Below are 16,008 nucleotides of genomic sequence, written 5' to 3'. Positions count from 1 at the left end.
GGCGGGCCCCTTACTTGGCTGCGCGCTCTTTGGCGATCAGCTGGTCGGCAACGTTGAGGGTCGCTTCAGGACCACCGGTGCTGCCCAGGTCGAAACGGTATTTGCCGTTGACGATCATGGTCGGTACGCCTTGCACACCATACTTCTGCGCGAGTTCCTTGGCCTGTTTGATCTGGCCCTGGATGGCGAAGGAGTTGAAGGTGGCCAGGAACTTGTCCTTGTCGACACCCTGGGTGGCAACGAAGTCAGCCATTTCGTCCGGCTTGGTCAGGCGCTTGCCTTGTTTTTGGATCGCGTCGAATACCGCGTTGTGAACCTTGTGCTCCACGCCCATGGCTTCCAGGGTCAGGAACAGCTGGCCGTGGGCATCCCAAGGGCCGCCGAACATGGCCGGGATGCGCTTGAAGTTGACGTCGGACGGGAGTTTCTCAACCCATGGGTTGATAGTCGGTTCAAAAGCGTAGCAATGCGGGCAGCCATACCAGAACAGCTCCACCACTTCGATCTTGCCGGGTACCGACACGGGTACAGGGTTGGCCAATTCAACGTAGGTTTTACCGGCTTCAAGCGGCACGTCGGCAGCTTGTGCGGTCATGCCGAAGAGGCTGGCAGTGACGAGAGCGGCGCTGAGGATCAGATTACGCATGCTTTACTCCTGGACAAATAAAGTCGCCTCACGCGACCTTTAGGTGTGACAGGTCTACGCGGGCATGAGTTCGTTAGTGTAACGGCACCGGCCACAAAAAAGGGCGGCCTAAGCCACCCTTTTTATGCTTGCATCACGGGATTAATCGAGTGTTAACGTTGCCTGCACCTCAGTGCAGGCCCTGGATGTAACTGGAGACCGCCGCAATGTCTTCATCACTCAGCTTGCGGGCGATAGTGCGCATGATCGCCGCGTCGCCATCGTTGGCTCGCCCCGCCTCTTCCTTGCGGAAATCGGTCAGCTGCTTGGCGATGTAGGTCGCGTGCTGGCCACTCAGATGCGGGAAGCCGGCGGCGGCTATGCCCGCGCCATTGGGCGAATGGCAGCCGATGCAGGAAGGCAGACCTTTTTCCAGGTCGCCGCCGCGGAACAGTTTCTCACCACGGGCCACCAGTTTCGGATCAGCAGCTCCCACACTGCCTTTCTGGCTGGCAAAATACGCCGCGATGTCTGCCAGGTCCTGGTCGCTGAGGTTGGTCAGCAAGCCGGTCATTTCCAGTACCGTGCGTTTGCCGTCCTTGATGTCGTGCATCTGCTTGGTCAGGTAACGTTCACCCTGGCCCGCCAGTTTGGGGAAGTTCGGTGCCGGGCTGTTACCGTCCGGTCCGTGGCAAGCACCACATACGGCGGCTTTCGCCTGACCCGCTGTAGCGTCGCCTGCAGCATGGGCAACACCGGTGATGCCCAAGGTCAACAGCAGACTCACGATCAGTTTGTTCATCAGCTAATCCAACTACGGCTAAGGGTTTAAGAGTTATCTACCGGGTTTACTCACCATCAACTCGTTGATGGCCTGGTAATCCTCAGTACTGCAGTCCATGCACAAACCACGCGGCGGCATTGCCTTGAAACCCTGGGTCACGTGTTGCATCAGTGTGGCCACGTAAACTCGGTTGTACAGCGCTCCCGTATCCTGTGTAGCCTGAGCGCCGAAAAGCCGGGCCAGGACACCAAAAGCGCGCAACCTTCAGGTCATACATCGACCTTTTCAGGGTTTGAGAGCGTTTTGCGTTCTAATGCGCAATAAAGGTCTTTCGCTCCCGTGAACTTCATCCTTCGCTGGGACAAAGCACACACAAAATCTGCGGCATTATATACTGGCGCTACTGAAACGGAAACGACACCGCTTGCCGCACCCTTTCTCGGCACCGCCCACATCGGAAATCTCATGCAACTCAAGAATCCCATCCTCGGCCTGTGCCAACAGTCCACCTTCATGCTCAGCGCCGCCAAAGTTGACCAATGCCCCGATGACGAAGGCTTTGAAGTCGCCTTTGCCGGCCGTTCCAACGCCGGTAAGTCCAGCGCGCTGAACACCCTGACCCACGCCAGCCTGGCGCGCACCTCGAAAACCCCGGGCCGCACGCAACTGCTCAATTTCTTCAAGCTAGACGATGATCGGCGTCTGGTCGACCTGCCGGGCTACGGTTATGCAAAAGTACCTATCCCGTTGAAGCTCCACTGGCAGCGTCACCTGGAGGCTTACCTGGGTGGCCGCGAGAGTTTGAAGGGTTTGATTCTGATGATGGACATCCGCCATCCGATGACCGACTTCGACCTGTTGATGCTCGACTGGGCCGTCGCCAGCGGCATGCCCATGCATATCCTGCTGACCAAGGCCGACAAGCTCACCTACGGCGCAGCCAAGAACACCCTGCTCAAGGTGCAGTCTGAAATCCGTAAGGGTTGGGGCGATGCAATCACCATCCAGCTGTTCTCGGCGCCCAAGCGCATGGGCCTGGAAGACGCTTACACCGTACTGGCGGGCTGGATGGAATTGGCGGACAAGGGCGCGGAAATCGCCGAGTAACTTTTCTGCGGGCAAAAAAAACCCCGGACTTCTTATGGGGAGGGGAAGTTCGGGGTTCAAGTTCCGGACCGCTAGGGCGGGGTCCAGATATCTGCCAACACTTAACACAACATAGGAGCATTGAAGGGCTTCACCACCCATTCAGTAACTCTGAGTAGCACTTCACGGGTTAAGTTCCGGCACGCTAAAAAAACTATTGGAAATAACTCACGGCAATTTCCGCACTAAAGCACTCTGCCACCACGCAAGGTGATGGCAAAGGCCCCGTAATCAGTGCGCTTCGTCCCAGTTATCGCCCACGCCCACGTCCACCACCAGGGGCACATCCAGCTCAGCGGCCGCACTCATGTGCTCGCGAATCTTCTCGCTGACGACCTCAATCAGATCCTCACGCACCTCAAGCACCAGTTCATCGTGCACCTGCAAGATGACCTTGGCATCCAGGCCCGACTCGGTCAGCCAGTTATCCACCCGCACCATGGCCTTCTTGATGATATCCGCCGCCGTGCCTTGCATCGGCGCGTTGATCGCGGTGCGTTCTGCAGCCGCGCGCTCCTGGGGTTTGTTGGAGTTGATATCCGGCAAATACAGGCGGCGACCGAAGAAGGTTTCGACATAACCCTGGTCCGCCGCTTGGCCACGGGTGCGCTCCATGTACTCACGCACGCCAGGGTAGCGGGCGAAGTACACGTCGATATAAGCCTTGGCAGTCTTGGTATCGACGCCAATGTCCTTGCCGAGCTTTTGCGCGCCCATGCCGTAGATCAGGCCAAAGTTGATCGCCTTGGCGCTGCGGCGCTGATTGGACGTCACCTCAGCCAACTCAACCTTGAACACTTCAGCCGCCGTGGCGGTGTGTACGTCGAGGTCGTTGCGGAAGGCATTCATCAGCCCCTCGTCCTTGGACAAGTGCGCCATGATCCGCAGCTCGATCTGCGAATAGTCCGCCGCCAGCAATTTGTAGCCCTTGGGCGCCACGAAGGCCTGACGAATCCGCCGACCTTCGGCAGTGCGCACCGGAATGTTCTGCAGGTTCGGATCACTGGACGACAAGCGCCCGGTCGCCGCCACCGCCTGATGATAGGAGGTATGAACACGCCCGGTGCGCGGGTTGATCTGCTCCGGCAGGCGGTCGGTGTAGGTGCTTTTGAGCTTGCTCATGCTGCGGTACTGCATCAGCACCTTGGGCAGCGGGTAATCATCTTCGGCCAGCTTGGCCAATACTTCTTCGGCGGTCGACGCCTGGCCTTTGCCCGTCTTCTTCAATACCGGCAAGCCGAGTTTTTCGTAGAGGATCGCGCCGAGTTGCTTGGGCGAACCCAGGTTGAATTCCTCACCGGCGATTTCGAAGGCCTGGCGTTCCAGCTCGACCATCTTGTTGCCCAGCTCGATGCTCTGCACGCCAAGCAACTGCGCATCCACCAAAGCGCCCTGGCGTTCGATACGCGCCAGCACCGGCACCAACGGGATCTCGATGTCTGTCAGCACACTGGCCAGGCTCGGGATGGCTGCAAGCTGCGCAAACAAGGCCTGATGCAGGCGCAGGGTCACGTCGGCATCTTCCGCCGCATAGGGCCCGGCCTGTTCGAGCGGGATCTGGTCGAAGGTCAGCTGCTTGGCGCCTTTGCCGGCGATGTCCTGGAAGCTGACGGTGTCGTAGTCCAGGTACTTCTTGGCCAGGCTGTCCATGTCATGGCGGGTCGCCGTGGAGTTCAACACGTAGGACTCCAGCATCGTGTCGAACGCGATGCCGCGTACGGTGATGCCATTGGCCGGGTCGCCACCGATGGCGCAATTGGCCAGGATGTTCATGTCGAACTTGGCGTGCTGGCCCACCTTGAGCTTGGCCGGGTCTTCGAGCAGCGGCTTCAACGCCAGCAATACGGTGTCGCGGTCCAACTGCTGCGGCGCGCCGATGTAGGAATGGGTCAGCGGGATGTAGGCCGCTTCATGGGGCTGCACAGCGAAGGAAACCCCGACCAACTGCGCCTGCTGCGCATCGATGCCGGTGGTTTCGGTGTCGAACGCGAACAGCTTCGCGTCGCTGAGCTTCTTCAACCAGGCGTCGAATGTCGCCTGATCAAGGATCGTGGTGTAGGACGCTTCCACCGACGCCGCAACCTCAACGACTTCATCAACAACCGGCGCCGCCTTGAGTTCGACACGCTTGGCATCCCGCTGAATCTCATCGATCCAGCTCTTGAACTCCAGCAGCGTGTACAGCTCCAGCAGCTTTTCGCGGTCCGGCTCGATCAGGTGCAGGTCGTCCAGGCCAATGTCCAATGGCACATCGATTTTGATCGTCGCCAATTGGTAGGACAGGAACGCCATTTCCTTATGTTCTTCAAGCTTGGCCGGCAGCGTCTTGGCGCCGCGAATCGGCAGGGTTGGCACGATATCCAACTGCTCATACAGCTCTTTGAGGCCGCCATTCACGCCCACCAGCAAACCGGAAGCGGTCTTCGGACCAATGCCCGGAACGCCCGGAATGTTGTCGGACGAATCGCCCATCAACGCCAGATAGTCGATGATCTGCTCGGGAGCGACGCCAAATTTCTCCTTTACGCCCTCAATGTCCATCGCGCTACCGGTCATGGTGTTGACCAAGGTAATGTGCCCGTCGACCAGCTGCGCCATGTCCTTGTCACCGGTAGAAATCACCACCGGGCGGTCGGCGGCCGCGCTGCTGCGGGCCAGAGTGCCGATCACGTCATCGGCCTCGACGCCTTCGACGCACAGCAACGGGAAGCCCAGGGCGATCACGCTCTGGTGCAGCGGCTCGATCTGCACGCGCATGTCATCGGGCATGCTTGGGCGGTTGGCCTTGTATTCGGCGTACATGTCATCGCGAAAGGTCCCACCCTTGGCGTCGAATACCACGGCAAACGGGCTGTCCGGGTACTGCTTGCGCAGGCTTTTGAGCATGTTCAACACGCCCTTGACCGCACCGGTCGGCAGGCCTTTGGAGGTGGTCAGCGGTGGCAGCGCGTGGAAGGCGCGGTACAGGTAAGACGAACCGTCCACCAGGACGAGGGGCGCTTGGCTCATGAGCAGGATCAACCTTTTCGGCGGGTCAGGCGCTAGAATAGCCGGACCAATGAAAACAAAGGGACAAGGTTATCATGCGTACATTCAATCGCCTGCTGTTGACTGGCCTGATTGCACTCGCTCCGATGGCTGCCATGGCGGCCGACAGCGCGCCTTCAGGCGACCCGGAAGTGACCATTCGCACGGAAGGCGACAAAACTATCCAGGAATACCGCCAAAACGGTTTCCTGTATGCAATCAAGGTCACCCCCAAGGGTGCACCGCCGTATTTCCTGGTGCGCGCGGACGGAACCGATGCGAACTTCATCCGCTCTGACCAGCCGGATATGCTGATCCCGTCATGGAAGATCTTCGAATGGAAATGATTTCTTAACTTAAATTGGCGCCGTGTACCGCGGCGCCCGTACTGGCAGTTTTAACCATGTCTGTGTTCACCCCCCTGGCTCGGCCCGAGCTGGAAACCTTTCTCGCCCCTTACGGGCTCGGCCGCCTGCTTGATTTCCAGGGGATTGCTGCCGGCAGCGAAAACACCAATTTCTTTATCAGCCTGGAACAGGGCGAATTCGTCCTGACCCTGGTTGAGCGCGGCCCCGTCGCCGAAATGCCGTTTTTCATCGAACTACTCGACGTGCTCCACGACGCCGACCTGCCGGTGCCTTACGCCCTGCGCACCACCGACGGCGTGGCTTTGCGCGAGCTCAAAGGCAAGCCGGCGCTGCTGCAACCGCGCCTGGCCGGCAAGCACATCAAGGACGCCAACGCGCAACATTGCGCCCAGGTTGGCGACCTGCTCGGCCACCTGCACCTGGCCACTCAAGGCGAGAAAGTGCTGGAGCGCAAGACCGATCGCGGGCTGGACTGGATGCTCACCGAGGGCGCGCAGCTGATTTCGCACCTCAACCACGCCCAGCAGCGCCTGCTTCAGGATGCGTTGGCCGAGATCGAAGCCCACAAGGCCGATATCCTCGCCCTGCCACGCGCCAATGTGCATGCCGACCTGTTCCGCGACAACGCGATGTTCGAAGGCACGCACCTGACTGGCCTGATCGACTTCTATAACGCCTGCTCCGGCCCGATGCTGTACGACGTGGCAATCGCCTTGAACGACTGGTGCTCGGACGCGCAGGGCGTGATTGATGGGCAACGCGCCCGTGCGCTGCTGGGTGCCTACGCAGGGTTGCGGCCGTTTACCGCGAAGGAAGCTGAGCTGTGGCCGACCATGTTGCGCGTGGCGTGTGTGCGGTTTTGGTTGTCACGCCTGATCGCAGCCGAGTCGTTTGCCGGGCAGGATGTGTTGATTCATGACCCGGCGGAGTTTGAGCAGCGCCTGGCGCAACGCCAGCAGGCCACGGTCCACCTGCCGTTCGCGCTCTAAAAACTGCTGGGTAAACATGTGGGAGGGGGCTTGCCCCCGATGGCAGTCTGTCAGTAAGTACACCTGTGGCTGACACACCGCTATCGGGGGCAAGCCCCCTCCCACATTTGATCTTTGTTTAGGCTTAGAGCGACTCCAGGCACCCGGCCAGGTCATTCCCCAACTTATCCAGCACCTGCTCGTAACCCTGCGCCGTGGCCGGGGTGTAGCCGCCCAGTGCATCCAGCTCTGCCAATTTCACCGGCAACCCAGCCACCAGGGTTTCAGCCAGACGCGGACGCAAAGGTGGTTCACTGAACACACAAGTCTTGCCCACTTCCTGCAAACGCGTGCGCATCGCCGCTACATGCTGGGCGCCTGGTTGCACTTCCGCGGCCACACTGAACACCCCGGCGTGCTTGAGGCCGTAGGTGTCTTCGAAGTAATCAAAGGCTTCGTGGAACACGAAGTAAGGCTTGTCGCCAATCCCCGCCATGCGTTTTTTCAGGCGTGCATCCAGCGCATCCAAACGTTCATCGAAGGCTTTCACGTTGCTCTGATAACGCTCGGCATTCACCGGGTCGGCGGCGCTGAGGTCAGCGGCCATGCGCGCAGCGATCACGCGGGCGTTGACCGTCGACAACCACAAATGCGCATCCAGGCTGCCTGGGCGGTGATCGTGATCATGCTCGTCGGCATCGTCGGCGTGGGAGTGGCTATCTTCGGCGAAACGACGCAGTTTCATGCCGGGAAGGTCCTGCACCGCCACCGTTGGCAACCTCCGCCCCTTGAGCACGCGCGGCAGGAAGCTTTCCATGTCCGGGCCAATCCAATACAGCAGGTCCACCGACTGCACGCGCCGTACGTCGGATGGGCGCAACGCATAGTTATGCGGCGACGCGCCCGGCGGCAACAACACCTCTGGAACAGCCACACCGTCCTGCACAGCGGCGGCAATCAGCTGCAACGGTTTGATGCTCGTCAGCACCTTGACCTCAGCCTGAGCGGCGCCAGCGATGAACAAACTGGTGACAAATACGACAAAAACGGGAAAAAGTCGGGACACGATGACCACTCAATGACGTAGGAACGGGTAACATAATAACGTCTCTATCAAATGTCTGTCGCCGCTCATGCCTAAAACACCGCTTGCCAGCCGTCCCCACGACCACTCTCACTGCGTGCATACCGCGCTGTCCGAGGCCGACACCCTGTGTGCGCAGAAGGGCTTGCGCCTGACTGCCCTGCGCCGCCGCGTGCTGGAACTGGTGTGGCAGAGCCACAAGCCGCTGGGCGCCTACGACATCCTTGGCGTACTCAGCGAGCAGGACGGCCGCCGCGCCGCGCCGCCTACCGTGTACCGCGCGCTGGATTTCCTGCTGGAAAACGGCCTGGTACACCGCATCGCCTCGCTCAATGCCTTCGTCGGCTGCAACCACCCGGAGCACGCGCATCAGGGCCAGTTCCTGATCTGCCGCGACTGCCACGCCGCCATCGAGCTTGAACAAAAAAGCATCAGCGACGCGATTATCAAAAGCGCTGCCGACGTCGGCTTCACGGTCGAAGGGCAAACGGTCGAAGTGGTCGGCCTGTGCTCGGGCTGCCAGGGGGCTTGATGAGCAACGCGTTAATCCGCCTGGAACAGGTCGGGGTCACGTTCGCCGGGCAAAACGTGCTGGATAACATCGCGCTGAGCGTGGAGCCGGGCCAGATCGTCACCCTGATCGGCCCCAACGGCGCCGGCAAGACTACCCTGGTGCGCGCAGTCCTCGGCCTGCTCAAGCCCGACACCGGCAGCGTGTGGCGCAAGCCCAAGCTGCGTGTCGGGTACATGCCGCAAAAATTGCATGTGGACCCGACGCTGCCCTTGTCCGTACTGCGCTTCCTGCGCCTGGTGCCCGGTGTAGACCGCGCCCGCGCTCAGGCTGCGCTCAAGGAAGTGGGCGCCGAACAGGTGATCGACAGCCCGGTACAGAGCATCTCCGGCGGCGAAATGCAGCGTGTGCTGCTGGCCAGGGCCCTGTTGCGCGAGCCCGAGCTGCTGGTGCTGGATGAACCGGTGCAAGGCGTTGACGTGGCCGGCCAGGCCGAGCTGTACAGCCTGATCACGCGCCTGCGCGACCGCCATGGCTGCGGCGTGCTGATGGTCTCCCACGACCTGCACTTGGTGATGAGTACCACCGACCAGGTGGTGTGCCTCAACCGCCACGTGTGCTGCTCCGGCCACCCGGAACAGGTCAGCGGCGACCCGGCGTTTGTCGAGCTGTTCGGCAAGAACGCGCAGAGCCTGGCGGTTTACCACCACCATCACGACCACGCCCATGATTTGCACGGCGCGGTGGTCGACGACCCTTCCGCTCCCCATACCCACGTCCATGGAGATAGCTGCAAGCATGGCTGATTTTCTGCTCTACGCCCTGCTGGCAGGCTTGGCTTTGGCACTGGTGGCGGGCCCATTGGGCTCGTTCGTGGTCTGGCGGCGCATGGCCTATTTTGGCGACACCTTGTCCCACGCCGCGCTGCTCGGCGTGGCCATGGGCTTTCTGCTGGATGTGAGCCCGACCATCGCCGTGACCGTCGGCTGCCTGCTGCTCGCGGTGCTACTGGTGACCCTGCAACAGCGCCAGCCGCTGGCTTCCGACACGCTGCTGGGCATCCTCGCGCCGAGCACCTTGTCCCTGGGCCTGGTGGTGCTGAGCTTCATGCATGAAGTGCGCATCGACCTGATGGCCTACCTGTTCGGCGACCTGCTGGCGATCAGCCCGACTGACCTGGCCTGGATCCTCGGCGGCAGCGCGGCCGTGCTGGTGTTGCTGGTGACCCTGTGGCGCCCGCTGCTGGCAATCACCGTGCACGAAGAGCTGGCCACGGTCGAAGGCCTGCCGGTGCCGGCCCTGCGCATGGCACTGATGCTGTTGATCGCGGTAGTGATCGCTGTTGCGATGAAGATTGTCGGCGTATTGTTGATCACGTCGCTGCTGATCATTCCCGCCGCCGCCGCCCAGCGCCATGCCCGCTCACCGGAGCAAATGGCCATTGGCGCCAGCCTGCTGGGGATGCTCGCAGTGTGCGGGGGCCTGGCGTTGTCCTGGTTCAAGGACACGCCGGCCGGGCCGTCGATTGTGGTCACGGCGGCCGCCCTGTTTCTGCTGAGTTTTGTCCTGCCCCGTCGAGGGGTGTAGACTTGCTCGCTTTTTGCGCAAATAGAGAGTCGCAGGAATGAAGCCGTTCAACTCCCGTTATCTGCTCCTTGCCGCATTTTCCCTGCTGCTGGGCGCCTGTCAAAGCACACCGCCCGCCGCCCCCGAGGCCCCGGACGCACGCGCTGCGGCCATCGCGCAGCTGGAACAAAACCTGGCCAGCAGTGAACTGGCCACCGCCGAGGACCAGCTTGCCGCGTTGCAAGCCCAGTCGCCCAACGACCCGACGCTGGAGCCGTACCAGCGCCAGCTGGCCGAAGCCTACCTGCAGCGCAGCCAGATCGTGTTGCAAAAAGGCGACGTCAACGCCGCCGCCACCGCCCTGAGCCGCGCCCGCGCGCTGATGCCCAAGGCCCCGGCGCTCACCGGCGGCGTCAACAGCGCCATCAGCCATGCGCGCAAAGCCGAGCTGGATCAAGCCGAGGCCGCGCTGAAAGCCGCTGAAGCCAAGCCCGCCGCCAAGGTTATCGACCCGTCCGCGCCCAGCACCACCGTGGCGCTGAACCTCACGGATATCGAGGAACTGCGCCATCAGCTGGATGCGATCGCCACCGACGTGGTGAATTACCAGTGCGACGTGAGCATCCAGGCCCCGCGCACCGAGGATTACCCGTGGCTGGCCACGTTGCTGACCAAACGGGTGAAGCGAATTGATTCGGGGTATGACCTGAAGATTCACCGGCAGATTTTGAAACATATTCCGGCGCAGGTTGTTTTAATTCCGCGCAAGGCGGACTAAAAGCATCGGGGGCAAGTCGACGATTCGACTTGCCCCCGATAGCGGTTTAACAAACAGCAAATGACTTAAGCCGGAATCGCCTTGGCCTTCGCCTCCCGATCCCAAACCCGATGCTGGGCAATCGCCGCAAAAAACGCCTTGAACGCCTTCGCATCCGTCCCCACGATCAACCCCGCATCCGCCTCAAGCTTGAGCTGATCCAGCAACGGTTTCACCTCACTGGCCACCGCAATCGCCTTGAGGTGCTTGTACGCCTCCAACACGTAATGCAGCGCCACGCCGTCACCGCTCAGTGCCTTCACGGACTCTTTCCCGCCAGGGATAAACACCGCGTCGAACGCCACCGACGGCAAACCTTCCATCGATGCATCCACCGCCAGGCTCTTGCCATCGGCCGTGGTCACCGGTGCAGACGTCGGCCCCAGCAACTTGGCATGCGCGCCTTCGGCCTCCAGGGCCTTCTTCAACGCCGCAATCGCCGCCCCATCCACACCATTGGCCGCGAGGATCGCCACCTTGCGCGTCTTGATATCGCCCGACAGCAGGTTGGCCTGGCTCAAGGCCGGGGAACGCGACAGCGAAGACTCGCGCTCCGGCACCGTGCCTTTCTTCGGCACCGGCAAGCCCAGGTTCTGCGCCACACGTTTGGCCAGCTCCAGATCGATGTTGGCCAGGATCTCGTTTACCTGGCGCGCGCGAATGAATTCACGCTCCACCTTGCCAAGCTCAAAACTGTAGGCCGCGATGATGTGCTCTTGCTCATGCTTGCTCATGCTGCGGAAGAACAGGCGCGCCTGGGAGAAGTGATCACCGAACGACTCACTGCGCTCGCGCACCTTATGGGCGTCGATGCGTTCGTGATACGACTCGAAGCCGCCATCCTGGGCCGCCGGCGGGGTTTCTTTGGGCCAGCCGCCATCAATGGAATTCGGCTCGTAGGCCGCGCGGCCTTTATCGACAGTGATGCGGTGCATCGCATCGCGCTGGCCGTTATGAAACGGCGCCACCGGCCGGTTGATCGGCAACTCATGAAAATTCGGCCCACCCAGTCGGCTGATCTGCGTATCGGTGTAGGAAAACAGCCGACCTTGCAGCAGCGGGTCATTGGAGAAGTCGATACCCGGCACGATATGGCCCGGGCAAAACGCCACCTGCTCGACCTCCGCAAAGAAGTTGTCCGGGTTGCGGTTGAGCACCATCTTGCCCAGCGGCGTGATCGGCACCAGCTCTTCGGGGATCAGCTTGGTGGGGTCGAGGATGTCGAAGTCAAAGGCATGTTCCTTGTCTTCCGGGATCACCTGTACGCCCAATTCCCACTCAGGGTAGTCGCCGCTCTCGATGGACTCCCACAAGTCACGACGATGGTAGTCGGTATCTTTACCGGCAAGCTTTTGCGCTTCGTCCCACACCAGGGAGCAGGTGCCGACCGTAGGGCGCCAGTGGAATTTGACGAAATTGGACACGCCCTTCGCATTGATGAACCGGAAGGTGTGCACGCCAAAACCCTGCATCGACCGTAGGCTTTTTGGAATCGCGCGGTCAGACATGGCCCAGATCACCATGTGTGCCGACTCCGGCTGCAGCGAGACAAAATCCCAGAACGTATCGTGGGCCGAGCCACCGGTAGGAATCTCGTTGTGCGGTTCAGGTTTTACCGCGTGGACAAAGTCGGGAAACTTGATCGCATCCTGAATGAAAAACACCGGCATGTTGTTGCCCACCAGGTCGAAGTTGCCTTCCTCGGTGAAAAACTTCACGGCAAAACCGCGCACATCACGCACGGTATCGCCGGAGCCGCGTGGGCCCTGCACGGTGGAAAAACGCAGGAATACCGGGGTTTTGTGCCCAGGGTCGCGTAGGAAGCCGGCCTTGGTCAGCTCGGAATGGTTTTCATAAGACTGAAAGTAACCATGGGCGCCAGTGCCGCGGGCATGCACGATGCGCTCGGGGATTCGCTCATGGTCAAAATGCGTGATTTTTTCACGCATGATGAAATCTTCGAGCAGCGAGGGGCCGCGAGCGCCCACCTTCAAGCTGTTCTGGTTGTCGGAAATTTTTACGCCCTGGTTGGTACGCAGGGCCTGGCCGGTAGCGTCGGAGCGGAAAGCTTCCAGATCCTGAAGCTTGGCGTTGGTGTTGCCACGGTCCAGGGTATCGGTGCCCGCGAGTTCACTCTTAGGCGGGGTCGCTGGCTTCTTGGTACTCATCAGTCAAAACTCCTTATTCAAAGTGGCCAGAGCGGTCCCCGGCTCGCTTGAGCAAAACCCCAGGCACGGCACCTGGGAAATCGAGTTGCTTAAGTAGTGACTGATGGGGTTTTGGGCCGTTCCTTTTTTATGACCTTTGATCGCGTTATTGCCAAATCGCTGGATGAATGCGAAATAAATGCTAAGAAACGCTATACGGACAGGCTAAAATGCGCGCCCGGCTAACCGCTGATCCCTTTTCCATGCGCCCCACAAGGTTCGCTACGTGATCGAGTTTCATAACGTCCATAAAACCTACCGCGTCGCCGGTAAGGAAATCCCCGCGCTGCACCCCACCAGCCTGCGCGTCGAGAACGGCCAGGTGTTTGGCCTGATCGGCCACTCCGGTGCGGGAAAAAGTACTCTGCTGCGTCTGATCAATCGCCTGGAACAGCCAAGCGGCGGTCAGATCAATGTCGACGGTGAGGAAGTCACCGCGCTGGACGCCAACGGCCTGCGCCGTTTCCGTCAGCAGGTCGGGATGATTTTCCAGCACTTCAATCTGCTGGCGTCCAAGACCGTCGCCGACAACGTGGCGCTGCCGCTGACCCTGGCCGGCGAACTGTCGCGCAAGGAAATCGACCAACGCGTGGCTGAATTGCTCGCCCGTGTCGGCCTGTCGGACCACGCCAAGAAGTACCCGGCGCAGTTGTCCGGTGGCCAGAAACAGCGCGTCGGCATCGCCCGCGCCTTGGCGACCAAGCCAAAAATCCTGCTGTGCGACGAAGCCACCAGCGCCCTCGACCCGCAAACCACCGCCTCGGTGCTGCAGCTGCTGGCCGAGATCAACCGCGAGTTGAAGCTGACCATCGTGCTCATCACCCATGAAATGGACGTGATCCGCCGCGTCTGCGACCAGGTGGCCGTGATGGATGCCGGCGTGATCGTCGAGCAAGGTTCGGTGGCCGAGGTGTTCCTGCACCCCAAGCACCCGACCACCAAGCGTTTTGTGCAGGAATCCGAGCAAGTCGACGAAGGCGAACAGCGTGATGACTTCGCCCACGTACCGGGCCGCATCGTGCGTCTGACGTTCCAGGGCGAAGCGACCTACGCGCCGCTGCTGGGTACCGTCGCCCGTGAAACGGGTGTGGACTACAGCATCCTTGCCGGTCGTATCGACCGCATCAAAGACATCCCCTACGGGCAACTGACCCTCGCCGTCACCGGCGGCGACATGGAAGCCGCGTTTGCGCGCTTCACCGCCGCTGACGTCCACATGGAGGTCCTGCGCTAATGGAAGTCCTGTTGAGTTTCTTCGCCAATATCGACTGGTCCGAAATCTGGCTGGCCACCGGCGACACCATGACCATGCTGTTCGGTTCGCTGTTCTTCACCGTGGTGCTGGGCCTGCCGCTGGGCGTGCTGCTGTTTTTGACCAGCCCGCGTCAACTGTTTGAACAGAAGGGCCTGTACGCGCTGCTGTCGCTGATCGTGAACATCCTGCGTTCGCTGCCGTTCATCATCCTGTTGATTGTGATGATCCCGTTCACCGTACTCATCACCGGCACGTCGCTGGGGGTGGCCGGCGCGATCCCGCCACTGGTTGTGGGTGCAACACCGTTCTTTGCGCGCCTGGTGGAAACCGCCTTGCGTGAAGTGGACCGCGGCATCATCGAAGCCACCCAGTCCATGGGCGCCAGCACGCGTCAGATCATTACCAACGCGCTGTTGCCCGAAGCCCGCCCTGGCATTTTCGCGGCGATTACGGTGACGGCGATTACACTGGTTTCCTACACGGCCATGGCCGGTGTGGTGGGTGCCGGTGGCTTGGGTGACCTGGCGATCCGTTTCGGTTACCAGCGCTTCCAGACCGATGTGATGGTGGTCACCGTGGTGATGCTGTTGATCCTGGTGCAAATTCTGCAAACCGTCGGCGACAAGCTGGTGGTGCACTTTTCTCGAAAATAACGGCCATGGCCGGCCACACGCCGGCCCATGCCCGAACAAGGAGCTTGTTGGATGAAAAAACTACTGGTTGCTTTCGCCGCCGTTGCCGCGTTTTCCGCCCACGCCGAAACCATCACGGTTGCCGCGTCGCCGGTGCCGCACGCGGAAATCCTCGAATTCGTGAAGCCTGCACTCGCCAAAGAAGGCGTGGACCTGCAGGTCAAAGTCTTCACCGACTACGTGCAGCCCAACGTACAAGTGGCTGAAAAACGCCTGGACGCCAACTTCTTCCAGCACCAGCCGTACCTGGATGAGTTCAACAAAGCCAAGGGCACTCACCTGGTGAGCGTCGGCGCGGTGCACCTGGAACCCCTGGGCGCTTACTCCAGCAAGTACAAGAAGCTGGACGAGCTGCCAAGCGGCGCCAACGTGGTGATCCCTAACGACGCCACCAACGGCGGCCGTGCGCTGCTGCTGCTGGCCAAGCACAACCTGATCACCCTGAAGGACCCGACCAACATCCTGTCGACCATCAAGGACATCACCGCCAACCCGAAAAACCTGAAGTTCCGTGAGCTGGAAGCCGCCACCCTGCCGCGCGTGCTGACCCAGGTTGACCTGGCGCTGATCAACACCAACTACGCCCTGGAAGCCAAGCTGGACCCGTCCAAGGACGCCCTGGTGATCGAAGGCAACGACTCGCCTTACGTGAACATCCTGGTGACCCGCGAAGACAACAAGGATTCGGACGCAGTGAAGAAGCTGGTAGCAGCCCTGCACACACCGGAAGTGAAAGCGTTCATCCTCGAGAAGTACAAAGGCGCGATTCTGCCGGCGTTCTGATCTGACTCGATCTGCGACACGCCAGAGATCAAAAATGTGGGAGGGGGCTTGCCCCCGATAGCGGAGTGTCAGTCACTGCATCTGGTGACTGAGCCACTGCCATCGGGGTGTAGAACCGTAGACATCGTTTACATCTGAAACCGGGGACATCGTTTACACATTTGAGGCCTGGACG

The 16,008-nt window shown here is 60.7% G+C and carries 16 protein-coding genes; 10 read left to right on the top strand and 6 right to left on the bottom strand.

What is annotated here, in order from left to right; translation table 11 throughout:
- Nucleotides 1–10: 10 nt before the first annotated feature.
- From dsbA to AC0IYH_RS27715, 3 genes are all read right to left on the bottom strand, one after another.
- Complete coding sequence (gene dsbA, locus AC0IYH_RS27725) at nucleotides 11–646, bottom strand: thiol:disulfide interchange protein DsbA (protein ID WP_116627171.1); 636 nt, start codon at nucleotides 644–646, stop codon at nucleotides 11–13.
- Between the two features lie 169 nt (nucleotides 647–815).
- On the bottom strand, nucleotides 816–1,427 hold the full coding sequence (locus tag AC0IYH_RS27720) for a c-type cytochrome (RefSeq protein WP_017734687.1): 612 nt from the start codon (nucleotides 1,425–1,427) through the stop codon (nucleotides 816–818).
- Between the two features lie 33 nt (nucleotides 1,428–1,460).
- Nucleotides 1,461–1,670 carry a cytochrome gene (locus AC0IYH_RS27715; RefSeq protein WP_471837225.1) on the bottom strand — a complete coding sequence of 70 codons (210 nt, stop codon included), beginning with the start codon at nucleotides 1,668–1,670 and terminating at the stop codon, nucleotides 1,461–1,463.
- Nucleotides 1,671–1,874: 204 nt separating this feature from the next.
- Between AC0IYH_RS27715 and yihA the strand changes: the two genes are divergently transcribed.
- Nucleotides 1,875–2,516 (top strand): ribosome biogenesis GTP-binding protein YihA/YsxC, encoded by a 642-nt coding sequence (gene yihA, locus AC0IYH_RS27710; RefSeq protein ID WP_042943980.1) that lies wholly within the window; start codon nucleotides 1,875–1,877, stop codon nucleotides 2,514–2,516.
- Nucleotides 2,517–2,786: 270 nt separating this feature from the next.
- On the opposite strand, the gene polA is transcribed toward yihA, so the two are convergent.
- Nucleotides 2,787–5,564: a DNA polymerase I gene (gene polA / locus AC0IYH_RS27705; RefSeq protein WP_471837223.1), complete on the bottom strand. Its 2,778-nt coding sequence runs from the start codon at nucleotides 5,562–5,564 to the stop codon at nucleotides 2,787–2,789.
- Nucleotides 5,565–5,638: 74 nt separating this feature from the next.
- On the opposite strand from polA, the gene AC0IYH_RS27700 reads away from it, so the two are divergent.
- Together AC0IYH_RS27700 and AC0IYH_RS27695 are read left to right on the top strand one after the other, a co-directional pair.
- Nucleotides 5,639–5,929, top strand: a complete 291-nt coding sequence (locus AC0IYH_RS27700; RefSeq protein WP_101265162.1) for a DUF2782 domain-containing protein — start codon at nucleotides 5,639–5,641, stop codon at nucleotides 5,927–5,929.
- Nucleotides 5,930–5,985: 56 nt separating this feature from the next.
- Nucleotides 5,986–6,939, top strand: coding sequence for a homoserine kinase (locus tag AC0IYH_RS27695; RefSeq protein ID WP_122774304.1), 954 nt, complete (start codon nucleotides 5,986–5,988; stop codon nucleotides 6,937–6,939).
- A 124-nt stretch (nucleotides 6,940–7,063) separates the two neighbouring features.
- On the opposite strand, the gene AC0IYH_RS27690 is transcribed toward AC0IYH_RS27695, so the two are convergent.
- Entirely contained in the window at nucleotides 7,064–7,993 is a 930-nt protein-coding gene (locus tag AC0IYH_RS27690) for a zinc ABC transporter substrate-binding protein (protein WP_471837220.1), read from the bottom strand.
- A 58-nt stretch (nucleotides 7,994–8,051) separates the two neighbouring features.
- Between AC0IYH_RS27690 and zur the strand changes: the two genes are divergently transcribed.
- The 4 genes from zur to AC0IYH_RS27670 are packed head-to-tail and all read left to right on the top strand — an operon-like array spanning nucleotide 8,052 to nucleotide 10,857.
- Nucleotides 8,052–8,534 carry a zinc uptake transcriptional repressor Zur gene (zur, locus tag AC0IYH_RS27685; protein ID WP_116627167.1) on the top strand — a complete coding sequence of 161 codons (483 nt, stop codon included), beginning with the start codon at nucleotides 8,052–8,054 and terminating at the stop codon, nucleotides 8,532–8,534.
- Nucleotides 8,534–9,319 (top strand): zinc ABC transporter ATP-binding protein ZnuC, encoded by a 786-nt coding sequence (gene znuC, locus AC0IYH_RS27680; RefSeq protein WP_116627166.1) that lies wholly within the window; start codon nucleotides 8,534–8,536, stop codon nucleotides 9,317–9,319. Before zur ends, znuC begins: the two co-directional genes overlap by 1 nt.
- Entirely contained in the window at nucleotides 9,312–10,100 is a 789-nt protein-coding gene (gene znuB, locus AC0IYH_RS27675; RefSeq protein WP_057006185.1) for a zinc ABC transporter permease subunit ZnuB, read from the top strand. Before znuC ends, znuB begins: the two co-directional genes overlap by 8 nt.
- Before the next feature lie 37 nt (nucleotides 10,101–10,137).
- Nucleotides 10,138–10,857, top strand: coding sequence for a PA5502 family lipoprotein (locus AC0IYH_RS27670; RefSeq protein ID WP_471837217.1), 720 nt, complete (start codon nucleotides 10,138–10,140; stop codon nucleotides 10,855–10,857).
- Nucleotides 10,858–10,922: 65 nt separating this feature from the next.
- On the opposite strand, the gene katE is transcribed toward AC0IYH_RS27670, so the two are convergent.
- On the bottom strand, nucleotides 10,923–13,064 hold the full coding sequence (gene katE / locus AC0IYH_RS27665; protein WP_116627164.1) for a catalase HPII: 2,142 nt from the start codon (nucleotides 13,062–13,064) through the stop codon (nucleotides 10,923–10,925).
- Nucleotides 13,065–13,329: 265 nt separating this feature from the next.
- Here katE and AC0IYH_RS27660 point away from each other — a divergent pair, with 265 nt between their 5' ends.
- From AC0IYH_RS27660 to AC0IYH_RS27650, 3 genes are read left to right on the top strand one after another with little or no spacing between them, the layout of a single operon-like run.
- Complete coding sequence (locus AC0IYH_RS27660) at nucleotides 13,330–14,337, top strand: methionine ABC transporter ATP-binding protein (protein WP_116627163.1); 1,008 nt, start codon at nucleotides 13,330–13,332, stop codon at nucleotides 14,335–14,337.
- Complete coding sequence (locus AC0IYH_RS27655) at nucleotides 14,337–15,011, top strand: methionine ABC transporter permease (RefSeq protein ID WP_099488106.1); 675 nt, start codon at nucleotides 14,337–14,339, stop codon at nucleotides 15,009–15,011. Before AC0IYH_RS27660 ends, AC0IYH_RS27655 begins: the two co-directional genes overlap by 1 nt.
- Before the next feature lie 51 nt (nucleotides 15,012–15,062).
- Nucleotides 15,063–15,833 (top strand): MetQ/NlpA family ABC transporter substrate-binding protein, encoded by a 771-nt coding sequence (locus AC0IYH_RS27650; protein WP_122774310.1) that lies wholly within the window; start codon nucleotides 15,063–15,065, stop codon nucleotides 15,831–15,833.
- Nucleotides 15,834–16,008: the final 175 nt, after the last annotated feature.

Source organism: Pseudomonas sp. AC463 (assembly GCF_979253585.1).
The sequence above is the reverse complement of the archived record's forward strand: the minus strand, read 5'-3'. Positions and strand labels throughout refer to the sequence as shown.

What these genes read in the sequence shown, in the direction of transcription:
- dsbA (WP_116627171.1), bottom strand. Translation starts at nt 646, where the DNA reads ATGCGTAATCTGATCCTCAGCGCCGCTCTCGTCACTGCCAGCCTCTTC.
- AC0IYH_RS27720 (WP_017734687.1), bottom strand. Translation starts at nt 1,427, where the DNA reads ATGAACAAACTGATCGTGAGTCTGCTGTTGACCTTGGGCATCACCGGT.
- yihA (WP_042943980.1), top strand. Translation starts at nt 1,875, where the DNA reads ATGCAACTCAAGAATCCCATCCTCGGCCTGTGCCAACAGTCCACCTTC.
- polA (WP_471837223.1), bottom strand. Translation starts at nt 5,564, where the DNA reads ATGAGCCAAGCGCCCCTCGTCCTGGTGGACGGTTCGTCTTACCTGTAC.
- AC0IYH_RS27700 (WP_101265162.1), top strand. Translation starts at nt 5,639, where the DNA reads ATGCGTACATTCAATCGCCTGCTGTTGACTGGCCTGATTGCACTCGCT.
- AC0IYH_RS27695 (WP_122774304.1), top strand. Translation starts at nt 5,986, where the DNA reads ATGTCTGTGTTCACCCCCCTGGCTCGGCCCGAGCTGGAAACCTTTCTC.
- zur (WP_116627167.1), top strand. Translation starts at nt 8,052, where the DNA reads ATGCCTAAAACACCGCTTGCCAGCCGTCCCCACGACCACTCTCACTGC.
- znuC (WP_116627166.1), top strand. Translation starts at nt 8,534, where the DNA reads ATGAGCAACGCGTTAATCCGCCTGGAACAGGTCGGGGTCACGTTCGCC.
- znuB (WP_057006185.1), top strand. Translation starts at nt 9,312, where the DNA reads ATGGCTGATTTTCTGCTCTACGCCCTGCTGGCAGGCTTGGCTTTGGCA.
- AC0IYH_RS27670 (WP_471837217.1), top strand. Translation starts at nt 10,138, where the DNA reads ATGAAGCCGTTCAACTCCCGTTATCTGCTCCTTGCCGCATTTTCCCTG.
- katE (WP_116627164.1), bottom strand. Translation starts at nt 13,064, where the DNA reads ATGAGTACCAAGAAGCCAGCGACCCCGCCTAAGAGTGAACTCGCGGGC.
- AC0IYH_RS27655 (WP_099488106.1), top strand. Translation starts at nt 14,337, where the DNA reads ATGGAAGTCCTGTTGAGTTTCTTCGCCAATATCGACTGGTCCGAAATC.
- AC0IYH_RS27650 (WP_122774310.1), top strand. Translation starts at nt 15,063, where the DNA reads ATGAAAAAACTACTGGTTGCTTTCGCCGCCGTTGCCGCGTTTTCCGCC.